Consider the following 14,573-nt stretch of genomic DNA (forward strand, 5'->3'; position numbering starts at 1 on the left):
CTATAAAGGATTTGTGGCGGGATCTCCCGTCACATTCTTCTTAAAAAATAAAAGTTACCAGGGGATGAAATAATGTACTATATTATACTTATTACTGCTCTAATAATCGTAGATCAGTGGACAAAACATTTAACTGTAGCTAACCTTGTAGAGGGACAGAGCTTCCCCCTGATATTTGATTTCTTTCACCTGACATATGTAAAAAACAGAGGGGTAGCCTTTGGTATGTTTCAGGGGAAGATACCTGTTATTTCTGTTGTGACAGTTTTAGCAATAATAGGGATAAGCTGGTACCTTGTAAAGAGTGTAAAGAATAAGAAGAATAAACTTGAAAACATTGCATACGCCTTCATCCTTTCAGGGGCCATTGGAAACATGATCGACAGACTCACAAGAGGCTTTGTTGTGGATATGATGGACTTCAGAGGGATATGGAGCTATGTATTTAACTTGGCAGATGTATGGATAAATATAGGGGTAGCCTTCATCATACTATCTGAGTTTATGAGTTCAAGAAAAAAGAGGGAGCAAGAGAAGTAAAATCGTTAGAGGAGGAAAGCAGATGACTTTTCAAGAGATGATATTTAAACTTCAAGAATATTGGAGTTCAAAGGGGTGCGTACTAGGAAACCCTTACGATATAGAGACAGGAGCAGGAACATTCAACCCAAGTACATTCCTTATGTCACTGGGACCTGAGCCTTGGAATGTGGCTTATGTGGAGCCTTCAAGAAGACCTAAGGATGGTAGATATGGTGAGAACCCTAACAGAGTTTACCAGCACCACCAGTTCCAGGTAATCATGAAGCCATCGCCGCAGAATATCCAGGAGCTATACCTAGAGAGTCTGAAGGTGCTTGGAATAGATCCGCAAAAGCACGACATCAGATTTGTAGAGGATGACTGGGAGTCGCCGACTCTTGGAGCCTGGGGTCTTGGATGGGAAGTATGGCTTGATGGAATGGAGATCACTCAGTTTACGTACTTCCAGCAGGTAGGAGGACTTGAGCTAGATGTGGTACCATCAGAGCTTACATACGGACTAGAAAGAATCGCTCTATATATCCAGGGAAAGGAAAGCATCTATGACCTTGAGTGGACAAAGGGTGTAAAGTACGGGGACATCAGATTCCAGTATGAGTATGAAAACTCTAAATATGCCTTTGAGGTTGCAGACCTTGACCTTCACTTTAAGTGGTTTGACGACTATGAAGCAGAAGCTGTAAGAGCTTTAGATGAGGGATTAGTACTTCCTGCATATGACTATGTGTTAAAGTGTTCACACACCTTTAATGTACTAGATTCGAGAGGTGCTATCTCTACTACTGAAAGGATGTCTTACATACTAAGAGTAAGAAACCTTGCAAAGAGATGTGCTGAAATATATGTTAAAAACAGAAAGGATCTAGGGCACCCGCTTTTAAATAAGTAGAGAGAAGAGCTTAAAAAAGCAGCCTAGAGGAGGAGAAAAATAGTGAGAATCCTATTAGAAATCGGAATGGAAGAAATACCTGCTGGATTTTTAAAACCAGCATTAAATGATATGAAGAAGGCTATCAGCAAGAACTTTAAGGAAAACAGAATTTCCTTTGATGAGGTAAAGACCTACGGAACTCCTAGAAGACTTGTAATGTGTGTAGAGGGAGTAGCTGAAAAACAGGAGGACCTGAATGTAGTAAACACAGGTCCTGCGAAGTCTGTGGCTTACTCTGAAAACGGAGAGCTTACAAGAGCTGGAATGGGATTTGCCAAGTCTCAGGGGGTAGAGCCTACAGATCTTGAGATAATAGAGACTCCTAAGGGAGAGTATATCGGAGTAAGAAAGTTTGTAGAGGGGCAGGAGACTAAATCTCTTATTGCAGATACACTTAAAGGACTTGTAGAGGGGCTAAGCTTCCCTAAGTCTATGAAGTGGTCTGATAAGCAGATGAGGTTTGCCAGACCAATAAAGTGGTTCCTTGCTATGGCAGACAGCGACCTTGTGGAGTTTGAGATCGAGGGAATCAAGAGCGGACTTTCATCTAGAGGACACAGATTCTTTGGAGAGGACTTTACAGTAGCTACAATAGATGAGTACTTTACAAAGGTAAGGGAAAACAATGTAATTATCGATATAGCTGAGAGAAGGCAGCTTATCCTGGATATGATAGATGAGAAGTGCACAACAGCAGATGAGGTTGTAAGAGTGGATGAGAATCTTCTAGATGAGGTAACTAACCTAATCGAGTATCCATATCCAATCGTTGGAACATTTAACTCTGAGTTCCTAGAGGTACCTCAGGATGTGCTTATAATCTCAATGCAGGTTCACCAGAGATACTTCCCTATCCTAGACAAGAACGGAAAGCTTCTGCCTAAGTTTGTAGTTATCAGAAATGGTATTGAGGACTCTGATCACGTAAGAATAGGAAATGAGAAGGTTCTTTCTGCGAGACTTTCAGATGCAAGATTCTTCTATCAGGAGGACCTAAAGAAGCCTCTGGCAGACAATGTAGAGAAGCTTAAGACAGTAGTATTCCAGAAGGACCTGGGAACTATCTACAACAAGTTAGAGAGAAGTAAGAAGCTGGCTGAGTACCTTCTGGAAGAGGTAAACAAGACATCTTCTTTAGAGAGTGTTCTCAGAACGATACATCTTTCTAAGGCTGACCTTGTTTCCCACATGATAGGAGAGAAGGAGTTTACTAAGCTGCAGGGATTCATGGGAGCAGAGTATGCCCTTAAGTCTGGAGAGACTGAGGAAGTTTCCAAGGGGATAGAGGAGCACTACTACCCTAGATACCAGGGAGATACCCTTCCTAAGGGAATAGAGGGGATCACAGCTGGTATAGCAGACAGAATGGATACACTGGTAGGATGCTTTGGAATAGGTCTGATTCCAAGCGGATCTAAGGATCCATTTGCTCTTAGAAGAGCAGCTCTTGCAATAGTTAACATTATCCTGGACTCTAAGCTGGATATCTCTCTTAACAAGCTTACTGTAAGAATGATAGATATCCTTGATGCAGCTGGAGTACTGAAGAGAGACAGAGCTGAGGTTCTTTCAGATATCAGCGAGTTCTTCAAGCAGAGAGTAATCAATGTCCTTGGAGACAAGGGATACAGAAGGGATGTAATCGCAGCTGTAGTAGATGTAGATTACGACAACCTGTTAGAGACTGTAGAGAAGATAGAAACTCTTTCTAGAGCAACTGAAGCTGAAGGATTTAACGACCTTGTGCTTCTACTTAAGAGAGTAGCTAACATCTCTAAGGATCACAGAGAGGTAAGCGTAAATGCTGACCTTCTTGTGGAGGATGCAGAGAAGGCTCTATTCGGTTTCTACAGAGAGTTTGACTCAAAGTCTGAGCTAAACCTTCAGACGAAATCATACGACAAGTTCTTCTCAGATATCCTAGAGGGGAAGGATGTAATCAACTCATTCTTTGACAGCGTAATGGTAATGGATAAGGATGAAGCAATTAAAAACAACAGACTATCTCTACTGAGAGGATTAGACGGCCTATTTAACAAGGTAGCCAACCTAATGCTTATAGAGGAGAAGTAAAATAAAATCCTGCCCCTATGGGCAGGATTTTATTTTTTATTTACTATTGTTTATTTTCTTCCACTGCCTTTTTTAATCTCTTCATCTGCTTCTTAAGGATTCTTTTGTTGAAGAAGTTTATAAAGCTGTTGCTGTCTACCGAGTAAGCCCTGTGGGTAACTTTGGTTCCTTCTTCTACCTCTTCCAGGATATACTCCAGCCTTATTATAAACCTCGGATCGCTGTAGTACATCTCCAGATATGTTGGTTCAGCATAGGAGGTGATAACTCCTAAAAATTTCATATCCATTCCCATGGACCTTATTTTCTGAATAAACCTTGAGTTTAAGTAAGTTCCTTCCTCCTTGTAAAGGGTCTCCTCCCCAGAGAAACCCTTTATCCAATGGATATTTTTCCCTACCTCATTGAAGTATGAGAAGACCTCCTCTATGGGAGCCTCGATAACTGTGGAGTAGTTTAAAAACTCATCCTCTCCCTTGGTATAGAGGTTCCGCTTCAGAAATGACTTAGCTCTCTCAAAGGCTTCCCTGGCAGCTTCCCTGTTATAACTGCTTCCCTCAGGTACTGTGAAACCATGACCGGCCTCCTTATAGAGGTATGCCTCTATTTCCGGGTGGACCACCATAAACTTATTAAGCTGGTCCACAGTGGATATGGTATCTAAGATTCCGTGGTGGATCTGGAGTCTTCCCTTTAAGTCGCTTTCCACAAGGGGGGAGGTGTAGAAACCGTGGAATGAGATCCCGGCTTTAAATTCCTCACTATATAGCATGTAGTCGATAAGGGCATCCCCTCCGAAGCAATACCCGACGACAGCTAAGTTATCTGTATCTACATGGGGATTCTTCTTTAGCTCCCCTATAGCACTCTCTATCCTTCCTCTCATAAGGTCTCTGTTCTCCCTATAGTAGCCTGAGAACTTAGCTGCGTCCTCGTGGGAAGTTACTTTGACATCCCTTCCATACATATCCATAGCCATGACAAGATACCCAGCCTCAGCAAACCTGTCGGCCTCCCTCATGGTAAAATCATCCAATCCCAGCCAGTGGTGGATCAGTAGGATACCCGGCCTCTTTCCCTTCTTGGACCTTTCGTAAACAAGGTATCCACTGAATACCTCCTCACCGTCTAGGTATTCTACTCTTTCTCCTGCAACACTTATCTTGGGAGGCTCCATAGGATCCTTGGGAGAGTTTGAGCAGGCAGTAAGAAATATAATGAGAATTAAAAAAAATTTTTTCATGAACATCCTCCTTTCAGTGAGATAAACCTTATAAATTAATTCTATGGGAGAGTTGAGTAAATTCCTTCAAAGGTTCAGGGGATAAAGTATTAAAAATCAGGACTGTTCTGGATAAAAAGAGCAGATTGACATATTATAGAAACATGATATAATGGTTTTTAGAGTTGTTGAGTAAAAAACTTTTAAATACAGGAGGAAGCAGAATGAAAACTTTTAAGACATCAGGTGTATGCGCAAGAGATATATCATTTAAGGTTGTGGACGGAGTTGTTGAACAGGTAATCTTCAATGGAGGATGCAGCGGAAACACTCAGGGGCTAAGTGCACTTCTTCAGGGGATGAAGGTAGAGGATGTAGTAGCAAGACTTGAGGGATTGAACTGTGGTCCAAGAGCTACTTCATGTCCAGATCAGCTGGCTCAGGCTTTAAAATCACTGTAGACCTATTACAACAGCCCTCAGGGGCTGTTTTTTATAGCACTGAAGGAGAAAATATTCAGGTGGTTTTAGAGTGAAATTTAAAAAAAGAAAAAAGTGTTGACTTAAATCTCAAAAGATGTTAATATTATTGAGCGTTGGAGAGGAGCTAAACGGTTTTTCTTCTTATAGCAAGCCACAGGAATTTGATTTTTTATCATTTCCTAAATTGAAATTTTTTCAAGAATGATTTTAAATCAATCGCAGAAAACTTTACAATTTACTTTGCGGGGGTGGCGGAATTGGCAGACGCGCTAGACTTAGGATCTAGTGTCTTTGACGTGGGAGTTCAAGTCTCCCCCTCCGCACCAGTTAATTTATCAAAAGTCTATAGAATAGAGTAAATCTCTTCTCAACTTTTGATAATTAAAAAAGAATATTAAAATAACAACTTCTTCAAGAGGGAACTTGCTTCACTCGTGGGAAGAATTGTTAATTTAAGATGGTGAGGTTCCCGAGTGGCCAAAGGGAGCAGACTGTAAATCTGCCGGCTCCGCCTTCGAAGGTTCGAATCCTTCCCTCACCACCATCTGAGATCAACAGTCCTAAGGGCTGTTTTTTTAATTTGGGGCGCGAAATTGAGAAATTTTTATTTTTGGATAAAAAAGTACATGTGTAATACAAACTTTCGCAAAGCCTTTAGCATACGCTAAAACCTAGATAAATCAGTGGTTTGAACGGATTCTGGAGATTGTGAAAGAAGTGAAAAAAATGGTTGTAAAAGTGAAGGATATAAACTATAATTATATTGTCGAAAACTAGATGCTTTACTCAGGAGGTGCAAGCCTTTGACAAGAAGATCAAAGCTAAGGGCATCTGTGGCTATAGGAGCGATATTTTTATTCCTAATATCGACGGGATTGATATTTTGGAGTAGGGATTATTCGAAGCTATCGATCACAGTGCCCTTATTTATATTTACTATGATGGCAGTGAGAAGGCTGAAAAAACCCCAATCAAGACTAAGTTTTAATAATAGGTTAACGTTATTTTGGTATGTGTGTGTGTTTTTCAGTTTGTTACTTATAATAAGACTCTTCAATATACAGGTGGTAAACAGCGCCAGGTATGAGAGGAGGGCCAATGAACAGGCCAACAGGATAAATGAAGTAGTGGGAAGGCGTGGAAAGATATTTGACAGCAAGGACAGGGTGCTGGCCTACGATGAAAATGAATATGATTTCATAATCAATCCACGGATAATAATTAAAAGTGAGAAGGCCGTAGAAGCCCTTATGGAAATAGATAAAAGGTACCAGAAGCTTCTCATAAATCCCTCTAAGAGGGAGATAGAGAAGCTGAGCCAGGCTAAAAGAGGAGCCGGCTACAAGGTAGTGGCCAGAAATATGTCTGAGGAAACCAGGGATGCGATCCTGGATCACCTCAGGAAAAATAAGATCTATGTGGGATCGGCAATCCAGCTCAAGGAGAAAACCAAGAGAAACTACAACGACAGATCTTTAGAATCTATTCTGGGACTTGTAGCTCAGACAAAGAACTCCGAGGGAAAGAGAGTGGGGATCTTTGGAGTGGAGAGGGAGTATGAAAACTACCTTAAGGGAAGGCATGTAAAGAGAAGAAGCTTATTCACCAATGCAAGGGATATGAAGCTTCCCACATCGGCTGACCACCTGGAGATCTCAGCCAATGGAAGGGACCTGCACCTGACAATAGATTCCTTCCTTCAGTATATCCTAACTGAAGAGGTCAAGAGGAAGTATGATGAAACTGAGGCTGAGGAAGCAGTAGGGATAATAATGGACCCCAACAGCGGGAAGATCCTTGCTACAACAGCTTTCAGCAGAAGAAAGGGGAGCCTCAGAAACCCTATAATACAGAACCAGTATGAACCGGGATCTACATTTAAACCTATAATCGTAGGAGCAGCTCTAGAGGACGGAGATATAACTCCAAGGGATACCTTTGATGTAGGGGATGGTAGGCTGAAAAAATATAACCATACCATAAGGGAGAGCAGCAGACATACAAGGGGAGTCCTTACCCTAAGTGAGGTACTGGAAAAATCCAGTAATATAGGTATGGTTCATATCAGTGATAAGATGGAAGATAAGAAATTTGAGGAGTACCTGAGAAAGTATGGTCTTGGAGAACAGACAGGAGTGGATCTTCCAGGAGAGGTGAGCCCCTACCTGCCACCGAGCAGAAGGTGGGATGGTCTTAAGAAGAATACAATGTCCTTTGGACAGGGGATAGTGATGACTCCCCTTCAGCTGGCAACAGCCTTCTCGGCAGTCGTGAATGGAGGTAAGCTCTATAAGCCCTATGTGGTAGAGAAGATAACAGATGAAAACGGAGTGGTTCTCAGAAGAAATATTCCAGAGGTAAGGGAGCAGGTTATCTCCCCAGAGGTATCTGCCCAGCTGAGGGAGATCCTTAGAAAGGTAGTAGCCGAGGGTACCGGAAAGGGCGGCAGAGTAGAGGGATATGATGTAGGAGGAAAGACCGGAACAGCACAGATAAGTGGTCCTGGTGGATATCTAAGGGGTCAGTATCTGGCTTCCTTTGTGGGATTCCTCCCAGCAGATAATCCAGAGTATGTAATTCTGACCATGTTCAAGAAACCCCAGGCTAAGATCTACTACAACAGATTTGGAGGAGTAGTAGCAGCTCCAGTATTCTCCAAGGTGGCAAACAGGATAATAAACTACAAGGAGATGAAGCCTGAGGAGGTAAAGATCCTGGATGAGCAGACCTACAGGGGAAGAGAGAGTGAGTACCAGCCCCTGGTTGAGATACCAGACCTTAAGGGGAAAAGTGTAAGGGAGGCCATGAGGATACTCTCTGGCCTGGACATAGATATAGAGGTAGAGGGAAGAGGAGTTATAAAGAATCAGCTTCCAAAGAAGGGAACATCCCTGGATAATATAAGGAAGGTAAAACTCTACCTGGAGTAGGATGTGATTTATGAGATATTTTGGAGTATATGTAGATGATACAAATGATTTTTATACCTACTCGGACCCTGAAGATTCTTACAAAGTAGGGGACAGGGTCATGGTTCCCTTTAGGGGCAGGTGGAAGAGTGCCCTTGTGGTCTATGAGGAGAGCAGTAAGGAGTTTAACTTTAAGGTCCTTCCCATTGCCAGGAAGATGGAGAACCACATAAGCCTCACAGAAAGTATGGTGAAGCTTCTCAGATGGATACAGGATTACTACCTATGCCCCTTTGGGCAGGTTCTTGGGGCCGCTATTCCAGGTAACCTCAAGGTGGAGTATATCCATGAGTACAGACTGGGAAGCGGCTTTATTCCGGGAACCCCTGAGGAGGGGGAGATTCAGGAATACTTCACCAAGAAACTTGAGGTGGGAAGACCCACCCTCTATAAGAGGTTTGGTAAGGAAGCTGTCAAGGAAGCCCTGGAAGCTGGGATCCTAGAGGGGAAAAGTAAAATAAAGCTCATCCCTCAGGAGGATGTAGGAGAAAGATACAGAAGAATCGCTGCCTACTTTAAGGAGAGGGAGAGGGTAGGTAAGAGCGTAGTGGAGAAGCACTTTGAAAAGGGTGTTATCGAGAAGCTCCTAAAAGCAGGGAGACTTGTCCTGGAGAAAACTGTGAGGGAAGATGTGAGGGAGAGCGACGGAGAGGCAGAGAAGGAAGCCTACGCTCCCAGAGGAGCTGTCCTCAGCCCGGAACAGGAAGAGGTAAGAAGGAGTATAGAGGAATCGGATAAGAGGTACTTCCTCATAAAGGGAGTTACAGGATCGGGGAAGACAGAGGTCTACCTGAGGCTTATAAAGGACGCCCTGGCTGAGGGGGGAGGTGCAATCTTCCTGGTACCTGAGATATCCATAACTCCCCAGATGATAAACAGGTTTAAAGGGGAGTTCAGAGACAATATTGCAATCCTTCACAGTAAGCTCACACCAGCTGAAAGAGCCAAGGAATGGCTGGCTCTTCACAGGGGAGAGAAGAAAGTTGTGCTAGGGGTAAGGTCAGCAATATTTGCTCCAGTGGAAAATTTGAAGTATATAATAATAGATGAGGAGCATGAGGGGACCTATAAGCAGGATACCAACCCCAGATACAGTGCCAAGTATGTGGGGATAAAGAAGGCTGAGCTGGAGGGGGCAAAGGTGGTTCTAGGATCTGCCACTCCATCCATCGAGACCTACTTCCTGGCTAAGCAGGGGGTCTTTCAGCTTCTTGAGATGAATAACAGGTATAAGGGAGCCAAGCTTCCCAAGCTGAAGCTTGTGGATATGAAGACCGAGGAGAATCAGTTTTTCAGCAAAGAGATGCTCAAGGATATCTCCACAACCCTGAGGAAGGATGAGCAGATAATGCTTCTTCTCAACCGTAAGGGTTACTCCACCTATATACAGTGCCATGACTGCGGTCATGTGGAGGAGTGTCCCCACTGCTCCATATCCATGAACTACTATATGCAGAGCGGAATATATAAATGCAACTACTGCGGATACACCAAGAGGTATGAACCCAGGTGCAGCAGCTGCGGAAGCAAGAATATAGAGCACTCTGGCAAGGGAACTGAGAAGGTGGAGGAGGAGATAAGGTCATACTTCGACACTGGAATAATAAGGGTAGATTCGGAGACCAGCAGGGAGAAGAACTTCTATGAGCGGATGTACAGGGAGTTCCTGGAAAAGAAGTACAATATAATGCTTGGAACCCAGATAATATCCAAGGGACTTCACTTCCCAGATGTAACCATGGTAGGGGTAATAAGTGCAGATACCATACTTAACTTTCCAGATTTTAGGTCTGGGGAGAAAACCTATCAGCTGGTGAGCCAGGTGGCAGGAAGAGCAGGAAGGGGAGAGAAGGAGGGGGAGGTCCTCATCCAGACCTACCAGCCTGAAAGCTATGTAATAAGAAGAATAATGGAGGGGAACTATGAGGGACTCTATGAAGATGAGATAGAGAACAGAAGACTAATGAACTATCCCCCATTTTCAAGGATAATAAATATAATAATATCATCCCAGTCGGAGGAGGACCTGGAAGGCTATGCTACAGAGTTCTTCAAGAGGATAGGCAGCAGTGCCCAGGGAGTGGAGATCTATGGTCCCATGCAGGCTCCCATCTACAGGATAAAGGGGAGGTACAGATACCAGCTCTTTATCAAGGGAAGCCGAAAAGCTGTGGGGGCGATAAAGCCTGTGCTGAGAGATACAGCCCAGGAGATGAAAGAAAATAAGTTTAGAATAACAATAGATGTAGACCCGATTAATTTGATGTAGAAAGAGGTGTAAAATAATGATATATGAGATAAGAACATATGGAGATCAGGTGCTGAGAGAGGATGCCCTGAAGGTAGAGGAGATTAACGAGGAGATAGTGGAGATAGTAGAAAATATGGTTGAAACTATGAGAGACGCCGGAGGAGTAGGTCTTGCTGCTCCACAGGTAGGAATAAACAAAAGGATCTTCGTAATAGACGTAGAGGACGGAATAACAAGAAAGGTTATCAATCCAGAGTTTCTAGAGTACTCCGATGAGATAGTAGAGCACGAGGAGGGATGTCTGAGCATTCCAGGTGTCTACAAAAAGGTAAAGAGACCAGCGAGAGTTAAGATCAAGTATACCAATGAGAAGGGTGAGGAAGTAGTAGAGGAAGCAGAGGGGCTTCTTTCCAGAGCTTTCCAGCATGAAAATGACCACCTGAACTCAACACTATTTGTGGACAGAATATCTCCAGTAGCCAAGAGAATGGTATCTAAAAAACTTCAGATGCTGAAGAAGGAGACACTGAAGAGACAGAAGTAGAATAAAAAAGCAATGAAAAGAGGTAGAGGATGAGAATATTATTTATGGGTACACCTGAATTTGCGGTACCGTCACTGGATATATTAAATAAAGATCACGATGTTATAGGGGTATTTACCAAGGTAGATAAGCCCAATATGAGGGGAAAGAAGATAAAGTTTACCCCTGTAAAGGAGTATGCACTGGAGCACGACATCCCTGTATATCAGCCTAAGTCTGTAAGAACCGAGGAGACCCTTGACCTTATAAGGGAGATGAACCCAGATCTTATAGTTGTAGTAGCTTACGGGAAGATCCTTCCACAGGAGCTAATAGATATTCCGAAGCTTGGAGTAATCAATGTACACTCCTCACTTCTTCCTAAGTACAGAGGAGCAGCGCCTATCCATGCAGCTCTTATCCACGGAGAGGAGGAGACTGGAGTTACCATCATGTATATCGCCGAGGAGCTGGATGCAGGGGATATGATAATGACTGGAAAGACTCCTATCACAGAGGAGGATACCCTGGCTACTCTTCACGACAGACTTATGGAGATAGGGGCAACAACCCTTCTTGAAGCAGTCAATAAAATAGGAGATGGAACCGCTCCTAGAATACCTCAGGATCACGAGAAGGCTACCTTTGTAAGACCATTTAAGAAGGAAGACTGTGAGATCAACTGGGGAGATACCAAGGAAAATATATTTAACTTTGTAAGAGGAATGAATCCATTCCCATGTTCACATACATACCTTAACGGAAAGATATTCAAGGTGTATAGGGTAGAAAAGCTAGAGAAAGAATATGATGGAGAAACAGGAACTATCGTAGACTTTATAAAGGGCAGAGGTCCAGTGGTGAAAGCTGGAAACGGAAGCCTTATCCTTGCAGAAGCTAAGCCTGAAAATAAGAGGAAGCTAAGCGGAGGAGACCTTATAAATGGAAATTACTTTAAGTTACAGGATAAATTTAACTAAGGTTTAGGAGGAAAAAGATGAGTCAAGGAAACGGAACGAAGGATAAAATATCACCTAGAGTAATTGAGAGACTGACAAAGTACTTAAGATGTCTAGAGAGTATGTCTCCAGATGATTATATTTCTTCAGAAGAGATGGCTGAAAGAATGGGGCTTACAGCAGCTCAGATCAGAAAGGACCTATCCAACTTTATCTCTGAATTCGGAGAGGGGTTCGGAGTAAGGGGTAAGGGATACCAGGTAAGGATCCTTTACAGCGGAATCGAGAGAATTCTGGGAGTACACAAGACAAACAATATCATTATCATAGGAGCAGGTAGACTAGGAAGTGCCCTTCTATCGGAGCCTGAGTTTACCAAGGAAAGCTTCAATGTAATCGGAATCTTCGACAGTGCAGAGCACAAGGTAGGAAGAGAGATGAGCGGACTTAAGATAAGAAACATAAGCGAGCTGGACTACTTCCTAGAAACTAAGGACAGAGTGGACATAGCAATCCTTACTGTACCAAAGGCAGTGGCACAGGAGATGGCAGATAAGCTGGTTTCAGCTGGAGTAAAGTCTCTTCTTAACTTTGCACCACTGAAGATCAAGGTACCTGAAAATGTAGTAGTAGCAAATATAGACCTCTATGCAAAGCTGCAGGAGCTAAACTACTGGAAGGAGAAAGTGCTTTAAAGGATGACAATAATAGACGGTAAGCAGACCTCTCTGGATATCAGAGACGAGATAAAGAAGGAAATAGATGACCTAAGGGAAGGAACTGGAAGAGTTCCAGGACTAGCTGTGGTACAGGTAGGTGAAAACCCAGCTTCCAGAGTGTATGTAAACTCCAAGGTAAGAACCTGTGAGGCAGTGGGAATGCACTCTGAAAAGTATCTTCTGGCTAAAGATGTTAGCCAGGATGAACTGGTGGAGCTTATTGAGAAGTTAAACAGGGATGAGAAGATAAACGGTATCCTGGTACAGCTTCCCCTGCCAAAGCATATAGATGAGGAGCTTATTACTGAAACTATATCCAGTGAAAAGGATGTAGACGGATTCAAGGCAGAAAACCTTGGAAGGATCCTTATGGGGGAGGAGGACTGCTTTAAGTCATGTACTCCCTATGGAATAATCGAGCTTCTTAAGAGGTACAATGTAGAGCTCTCTGGAGCAGATGCTGTGGTTATAGGAAGAAGTAATATAGTGGGGAAACCCCTTGCTGCCCTTCTTATAAATGAAAGTGCTACAGTTACTGTATGTCACAGCAGAACCAAGGAACTGGCGGAGAAGGTAAAGCAGGCTGATATCGTCATAGCTGCGGTGGGAATCAAGGGATTTGTCACAGCTGATATGGTGAAGGAGGGTGCTGTTGTTATAGATGTAGGAATCAACAGGGGAGAGGATGGAAAACTTTACGGAGATGTAGAGTTTGACGGAGTCTCAAAAAAAGCCAAGGCAATAACTCCTGTACCTGGAGGAGTGGGGCCTATGACTATAGCGATGCTGATGAAAAATACACTAAAATCGTTTAAAAAGTACCAAAATTTAGACAAAAAGAACTAAAAATCTTGAAAAAATAATAATTCAGTGATAAAATAATTCTTGATTATGATGAATTTAAATAAAATTAGCGGGTGATTAAGAATGACAGATAGAAAAGAGAAAAGAGAGTATTATATCGTTGACAAGAGAATACTACCAAATTCAATTCAGAACGTAATTAAGGTAAACGACATCGTTCAGCAGGAAAAGATTTCAAAGTATGAAGCTATCAAGAGAGTGGGAATCAGCAGAAGTACTTACTACAAGTATAAGGACTACATAAAGCCATTCTTTGAGAGCGGAAAGGACACAGTATTTAGTATCTACATGTCTCTAGAGGATAAGCCTGGAGTACTTGCAAGAATACTAGATGTAATTGCTGACACGGGAATGAACATCCTTACTATTACTCAGAATATCGCTATCGACGGTGTTTCAAAGTCTACAATAGCCCTTCAGACAAATGAAGATATGCTAAGAAAGATCGAGGGAATGCTTGAGAGGATCAGTGAACTAAAGGGAGTAAAGGACCTAAGAATAATAGGTAGTAACTAAGCACATTAGGGGGAAGTTATGAAGATTGATATAGAAACTATAAAACAACTAGCAGAAAATATTGAGAAGTACAACCTAGAGGAGGTAACTCTAGAGGTAGAGGGAACTAAGATAACTCTTAAGAAGGAAGCTGTAGCACAGATGGCTGTACAGGCTATGCCTCAAATGATGGCAGCACCAGCAGCAGTACCAAAGGCTGTTAAGAAGGCTGAAGCTGTAAAGGAAAGTGCAGATGAGGATAAGTTTGATGCAGTAACTTCACCAATGGTTGGAACTTTCTATGCAAGTCCTGCACCAGGATCAGCGGCTTTCGTTACAGAGGGAACTCAGGTTAACGTAGGAGATACTCTATGTATCGTAGAGGCTATGAAGCTTATGAACGAAGTAAAGGCCGACAGAGCTGGTAAGATCGTTAAGGTCTTAAAGGCTGATGGAGAGGGAGTAGTTAAGGGAGACAAGTTATTCCTTATCGACTAATTCCACTTAATTGAATTAAGTAAACGCATTAAAAAGAGACAGCT

The 14,573-nt window shown here is 42.7% G+C and carries 13 protein-coding genes and 2 tRNA genes; 14 read left to right on the forward strand and 1 reads right to left on the reverse strand.

Annotated elements, in window-relative coordinates; all coding sequences use genetic code 11:
* Positions 1 to 72 precede the first annotated feature (72 nt).
* The 3 genes from lspA to glyS are packed head-to-tail and all read left to right on the forward strand — an operon-like array spanning position 73 to position 3,547.
* Positions 73 to 540, forward strand: coding sequence for a signal peptidase II (gene lspA / locus QMG11_RS06605; RefSeq protein WP_281834521.1), 468 nt, complete (start codon positions 73 to 75; stop codon positions 538 to 540).
* Between the two features lie 22 nt (positions 541 to 562).
* The gene (glyQ, locus tag QMG11_RS06610) at positions 563 to 1,432 is read left to right on the forward strand and encodes a glycine--tRNA ligase subunit alpha (RefSeq protein WP_281834522.1); all 870 of its coding nucleotides are present in this window, start codon (positions 563 to 565) and stop codon (positions 1,430 to 1,432) included.
* A gap of 42 nt (positions 1,433 to 1,474) precedes the next feature.
* On the forward strand, positions 1,475 to 3,547 hold the full coding sequence (gene glyS / locus QMG11_RS06615; protein ID WP_281834524.1) for a glycine--tRNA ligase subunit beta: 2,073 nt from the start codon (positions 1,475 to 1,477) through the stop codon (positions 3,545 to 3,547).
* Positions 3,548 to 3,590: 43 nt separating this feature from the next.
* Here the strand turns inward: glyS and QMG11_RS06620 are convergent, their stop codons facing one another.
* Positions 3,591 to 4,790 (reverse strand): dienelactone hydrolase family protein, encoded by a 1,200-nt coding sequence (locus QMG11_RS06620; RefSeq protein WP_281834526.1) that lies wholly within the window; start codon positions 4,788 to 4,790, stop codon positions 3,591 to 3,593.
* A 203-nt stretch (positions 4,791 to 4,993) separates the two neighbouring features.
* Between QMG11_RS06620 and QMG11_RS06625 the strand changes: the two genes are divergently transcribed.
* From QMG11_RS06625 to accB, 11 genes are all read left to right on the forward strand, one after another.
* Entirely contained in the window at positions 4,994 to 5,230 is a 237-nt protein-coding gene (locus QMG11_RS06625; protein ID WP_281834528.1) for a TIGR03905 family TSCPD domain-containing protein, read from the forward strand.
* Between the two features lie 263 nt (positions 5,231 to 5,493).
* Positions 5,494 to 5,577, forward strand: a tRNA-Leu gene (locus QMG11_RS06630).
* Between the two features lie 133 nt (positions 5,578 to 5,710).
* A tRNA-Tyr gene (locus tag QMG11_RS06635) sits at positions 5,711 to 5,795 on the forward strand.
* 259 nt (positions 5,796 to 6,054) lie between these two features.
* On the forward strand, positions 6,055 to 8,181 hold the full coding sequence (locus tag QMG11_RS06640; RefSeq protein WP_281834530.1) for a PASTA domain-containing penicillin-binding protein: 2,127 nt from the start codon (positions 6,055 to 6,057) through the stop codon (positions 8,179 to 8,181).
* 10 nt (positions 8,182 to 8,191) lie between these two features.
* Entirely contained in the window at positions 8,192 to 10,489 is a 2,298-nt protein-coding gene (priA, locus tag QMG11_RS06645; RefSeq protein WP_281834532.1) for a replication restart helicase PriA, read from the forward strand.
* 16 nt (positions 10,490 to 10,505) lie between these two features.
* The gene (gene def, locus QMG11_RS06650; protein ID WP_281834534.1) at positions 10,506 to 11,015 is read left to right on the forward strand and encodes a peptide deformylase; all 510 of its coding nucleotides are present in this window, start codon (positions 10,506 to 10,508) and stop codon (positions 11,013 to 11,015) included.
* A gap of 29 nt (positions 11,016 to 11,044) precedes the next feature.
* Positions 11,045 to 11,974, forward strand: coding sequence for a methionyl-tRNA formyltransferase (gene fmt, locus QMG11_RS06655; RefSeq protein ID WP_281834536.1), 930 nt, complete (start codon positions 11,045 to 11,047; stop codon positions 11,972 to 11,974).
* A gap of 17 nt (positions 11,975 to 11,991) precedes the next feature.
* On the forward strand, positions 11,992 to 12,648 hold the full coding sequence (locus QMG11_RS06660) for a redox-sensing transcriptional repressor Rex (RefSeq protein WP_281834538.1): 657 nt from the start codon (positions 11,992 to 11,994) through the stop codon (positions 12,646 to 12,648).
* Positions 12,649 to 12,651: 3 nt separating this feature from the next.
* A complete protein-coding gene (folD, locus tag QMG11_RS06665; protein ID WP_281834540.1) occupies positions 12,652 to 13,518 on the forward strand; it encodes a bifunctional methylenetetrahydrofolate dehydrogenase/methenyltetrahydrofolate cyclohydrolase FolD in 867 nt (288 codons plus the stop codon).
* A gap of 81 nt (positions 13,519 to 13,599) precedes the next feature.
* On the forward strand, positions 13,600 to 14,052 hold the full coding sequence (locus QMG11_RS06670; protein ID WP_281834542.1) for an ACT domain-containing protein: 453 nt from the start codon (positions 13,600 to 13,602) through the stop codon (positions 14,050 to 14,052).
* Positions 14,053 to 14,070: 18 nt separating this feature from the next.
* Positions 14,071 to 14,529 (forward strand): acetyl-CoA carboxylase biotin carboxyl carrier protein, encoded by a 459-nt coding sequence (gene accB / locus QMG11_RS06675; RefSeq protein WP_281834544.1) that lies wholly within the window; start codon positions 14,071 to 14,073, stop codon positions 14,527 to 14,529.
* The last annotated feature ends 44 nt before the right edge of the window (positions 14,530 to 14,573 follow it).

It is taken from the genome of Propionigenium maris DSM 9537 (genome assembly GCF_027925155.1).
Lineage (GTDB): Bacteria > Fusobacteriota > Fusobacteriia > Fusobacteriales > Fusobacteriaceae > Propionigenium > Propionigenium maris.

What these genes read in the sequence shown, in the direction of transcription:
- lspA (WP_281834521.1), top strand. Translation starts at nt 73, where the DNA reads ATGTACTATATTATACTTATTACTGCTCTAATAATCGTAGATCAGTGG.
- glyQ (WP_281834522.1), top strand. Translation starts at nt 563, where the DNA reads ATGACTTTTCAAGAGATGATATTTAAACTTCAAGAATATTGGAGTTCA.
- QMG11_RS06620 (WP_281834526.1), bottom strand. Translation starts at nt 4,790, where the DNA reads ATGAAAAAATTTTTTTTAATTCTCATTATATTTCTTACTGCCTGCTCA.
- QMG11_RS06625 (WP_281834528.1), top strand. Translation starts at nt 4,994, where the DNA reads ATGAAAACTTTTAAGACATCAGGTGTATGCGCAAGAGATATATCATTT.
- priA (WP_281834532.1), top strand. Translation starts at nt 8,192, where the DNA reads ATGAGATATTTTGGAGTATATGTAGATGATACAAATGATTTTTATACC.
- def (WP_281834534.1), top strand. Translation starts at nt 10,506, where the DNA reads ATGATATATGAGATAAGAACATATGGAGATCAGGTGCTGAGAGAGGAT.
- fmt (WP_281834536.1), top strand. Translation starts at nt 11,045, where the DNA reads ATGAGAATATTATTTATGGGTACACCTGAATTTGCGGTACCGTCACTG.
- QMG11_RS06660 (WP_281834538.1), top strand. Translation starts at nt 11,992, where the DNA reads ATGAGTCAAGGAAACGGAACGAAGGATAAAATATCACCTAGAGTAATT.
- folD (WP_281834540.1), top strand. Translation starts at nt 12,652, where the DNA reads ATGACAATAATAGACGGTAAGCAGACCTCTCTGGATATCAGAGACGAG.
- QMG11_RS06670 (WP_281834542.1), top strand. Translation starts at nt 13,600, where the DNA reads ATGACAGATAGAAAAGAGAAAAGAGAGTATTATATCGTTGACAAGAGA.
- accB (WP_281834544.1), top strand. Translation starts at nt 14,071, where the DNA reads ATGAAGATTGATATAGAAACTATAAAACAACTAGCAGAAAATATTGAG.